At 45.1% G+C, this 3,182-nt stretch carries 3 protein-coding genes; 1 reads left to right on the top strand and 2 read right to left on the bottom strand.

The genetic code is table 11. The features are described 5' to 3' along the window. Nucleotides 1–307 precede the first annotated feature (307 nt). Complete coding sequence (locus H6S82_RS25795; RefSeq protein ID WP_190461592.1) at nucleotides 308–487, top strand: hypothetical protein; 180 nt, start codon at nucleotides 308–310, stop codon at nucleotides 485–487. A 329-nt stretch (nucleotides 488–816) separates the two neighbouring features. Here H6S82_RS25795 and recR read toward each other — a convergent pair whose 3' ends face one another. Both recR and H6S82_RS25785 read right to left on the bottom strand, forming a co-directional pair. Beyond that, entirely contained in the window at nucleotides 817–1,410 is a 594-nt protein-coding gene (gene recR, locus H6S82_RS25790) for a recombination mediator RecR (protein ID WP_190461594.1), read from the bottom strand. A 144-nt stretch (nucleotides 1,411–1,554) separates the two neighbouring features. Further along, nucleotides 1,555–3,072: an MBOAT family protein gene (locus H6S82_RS25785; protein ID WP_190461596.1), complete on the bottom strand. Its 1,518-nt coding sequence runs from the start codon at nucleotides 3,070–3,072 to the stop codon at nucleotides 1,555–1,557. Between the last annotated feature and the right edge of the window lie 110 nt (nucleotides 3,073–3,182).

Raw genomic sequence — 3,182 nt, 5'->3', positions numbered from 1 at the left:
TCAGAAATCATGTCTAACTTACTGCCTCTCCCGTACTCAGATCGCCATACCTAAGAGAATTGACATTGAGATAAAAATCTCTTTTATAACCAGCCTAGCAACCAAGTGGTGCGATCGCCCAGAAAAAGCCAGCCCTAAGTAAAATTGCGTAACTAAACGCGATCGCATCAGTAGAGATCCGTAGCCGAACACGGATAAAGCAACGCTAAATACTTAGGTTAATAAGTAAATTTTTGTAAAAAGCTCCGGATTTTTATTTAGCTAGTGCGTAGAAAGGAATAAAAGCTTAGTATGTTCAAGGTAGTATATGGATTCCAGGCAAAGTCGGGCAGTACAGGAAATTTCCGATCTAGTTCCTAACCTCAACAATATAACTGACGCGATTACTAGGCAAGCGATTTGGGGTGCTACCGTGGAAATAGACTCGGAAGATACACTTCTCTTAATCGATGAAGATGGTTCTTTCTATTTTATGAATTTACCATAAGGCGAATTGTTCATCTGTACAGAAACGTGCCAATTCAGGCTTCCTCTTGTACTCGGATGGCGTTTTAAATTTTATCAGGATGTGCATCATTACAGATGTGTGATGGTGGGTGACAGCACGGAGAGTTAATTATTGGTTGAAAGTGCTGAAGTTATCGCCCCTGCCTAACCCACTCTACGATACGATAACTTTTTATTATCACCATAAAAAACGGGAAAGCCTTAATATTTGTATTGCCTGAACTTCTCGAACGGGAGTCGAAGAAATTAACTGTGTTTCTAATTCTCTCATGTCATATTTTATCTAACCGCTTCTCTATTTTTAATTGATTAGATCTCTCTTCTGCCTTCCAAAGCACGCGCCAAAGTCACTTCATCTGCATATTCTAATTCGCCGCCAACTGGCAAACCAAAAGCAATGCGAGTTACTTTTGTCAAAGGTTTCAACAACCCGCCGATATAAAGCGTTGTTGTTTCTCCTTCTATACTGGGAGTGATTGCTAAAATTACTTCTTTAGTTTTTTCTCGATCGACTCTTCGTAGCAAAGGCGAAACATTCAGTTGTTCCGGGCCAATTCCATCCATTGGCGAAATTACTCCGCCGAGAACGTGATATTTACCTTTGTATTCCCGCGTTTTTTCCAAAGCAATCACATCCCGCGAATCAGCTACTACACAAATGGTAGTGCGATCGCGATTTTGATTGCGACAAATTTCGCAAATCGGCTCAGCAGATAAGTGAAAACACTCTTGACACAAACCAACTTGTTTTTTAGCCTCAATCAAAGCTTGGGCAAGTGCTTGTACTTCATCTTCCGATCGCTTCAGAATATGTAAGGCCAACCGCTGCGCTGTCTTAGGGCCAACTCCGGGCAAACGTTGCAATTGCTCGATCAAACGAGCCAAAGGGCGTGTGTAAACCATATAGCTAGGGACTAGGGGCTAGGGGCTAGAGGCTAGGGAAGTAGGGGAGTGGGGGAGTGGGGGAGTGGGGGAATTTATATGCACATTTTCGACCTTTATGTCGTTCTCCCGCTCTCCCCCTCTCCCTCTTCCCTCTCCCTTTGCCTAGAAATCGAAGTAGATGTAGGGCAAACCTTCTTTGGGAGCCAGCTGCCAAACGGCGTAGAGGCTTAATGGCACCAAGAAAATTTTGATCGGCCAATTCAGTTGTAGCTTCATATTGCGATGCAAGGCAAATCCGATCGCCATAAATGCAACTATTCCCCAAAGCAGCATCACCAGTTGGAACGGTTCCAATCCCAGTGCTTCCACGTAAACCTTCTGTGCAAATTGAACATCGGCTTTATGTCCCCACAGGTGCTGAATTACCCAAGCCGCATCTTTCAAGTTGGGCAGACGGAAAAATATCCAGGATGCGAACACCATCAATTGAGTCAGCAGCCACGCCACAAGCGTACCCGGTATACTTTGCCACCAATCCTTCAATGCAGAGAAACGATGGGATAGGGCTTCTGCGAGTCGGTGAACTACCAAAGCCAAACCGTGCAAACCCCCCCAGACAATAAATCCCCACGCAGCACCATGCCAAATCCCGGCGACTAGCATCACGATCGACAAGTTCAGGCAGGTGCGTACCAAACCTTGCCGCGAGCCGCCCAAGGGAAAGTATAAATAATTACGCAGCCAATCTCCCAAAGTCATATGCCAGCGCCGCCAGAAATCGGCAATGCTGGTAGAGAAATAGGGGAAATCAAAGTTTTGGGGTAGATTTAATCCCAGCAGGATAGCGCTGCCGATCGCAATATCAACATAGCCGCTAAAATCCAGATATAGCTGAAGCCCGTAGGCGAGGATAGCTAACCACAAATCACCGCTACCTGTACGCTGCAAGTTGTCAAAACAAAGTTTGACGAAAATGCCCAGATTATCGGCCAAAAGAGCTTTTTTAAAGGCACCGCAGGCAATCAGCCACAATCCTTCTACGATGCGATCGCTGCTGGGAAATCGCACTGTATTCAGTTGCGCCGCCAAGTGATGATAGCGAGTAATCGGCCCTGAAATAAGTTTGGCAAAGAAAAATTTGTAAGCCGCAAACTTGAGAAACTCCTTAGTAGCGGGCGCACCGCGATAAACATCTATTAAATAGGCGATGCACTCAAAACAGAAAAACGAGATTCCCAAGGGTGCAATTAAATGAAGCGTCACCCAGCTAGCCTGCTCTTGAATAACTGGCAAATTCAACAGCGCCCCAACCGTATTCAAGAAAAAGGGCACATACTTAAACCCTAGAAGTAACAAAACATTCAGGACGATCCCGAATCGCAAGATTTTCTGGCGTCGTTTATCCCAGTCCTGTTCTATATATTTCCACTCTTCATTAGACAGATGCCAATCCGAAGGATTCAGTCTGGGTACAGCACGTTCTCCTAAAGCAATTCCCAGACGAAAGTTAATCAGAATAACGACAAAAAGCAAGGGAATGTACTGGATTTGCAAAGTGGCATAAAAAGCCAAACTAGCAATCAAAAGTACCCACAATCGCAATCCCTGGTTTTGAACGAGCCAGTAAATTGCCAGGACACTCAGCAAGAATATTCCGTATAAGGCTGAAACAAAAGTCATTGGAGGGGCTAGGGATTAGGGGATAGGGGATAGGGGATAGGGAAGAGGGAAGAGGGAAGAGGGAAGAGGGAAGAGGGAAGAGTGAAGAGGAAAAAGATTTATTCTCCGGC

Origin of the sequence: Planktothrix sp. FACHB-1355, assembly GCF_014748295.1 — a bacterium.
Classification (GTDB): Bacteria; Cyanobacteriota; Cyanobacteriia; order Cyanobacteriales; family Aerosakkonemataceae; genus Aerosakkonema; species Aerosakkonema funiforme_A.
The sequence above is the reverse complement of the archived record's forward strand: the minus strand, read 5'-3'. Positions and strand labels throughout refer to the sequence as shown.

What these genes read in the sequence shown, in the direction of transcription:
- recR (WP_190461594.1), bottom strand. Translation starts at nt 1,410, where the DNA reads ATGGTTTACACACGCCCTTTGGCTCGTTTGATCGAGCAATTGCAACGT.
- H6S82_RS25785 (WP_190461596.1), bottom strand. Translation starts at nt 3,072, where the DNA reads ATGACTTTTGTTTCAGCCTTATACGGAATATTCTTGCTGAGTGTCCTG.
- H6S82_RS25795 (WP_190461592.1), top strand. Translation starts at nt 308, where the DNA reads ATGGATTCCAGGCAAAGTCGGGCAGTACAGGAAATTTCCGATCTAGTT.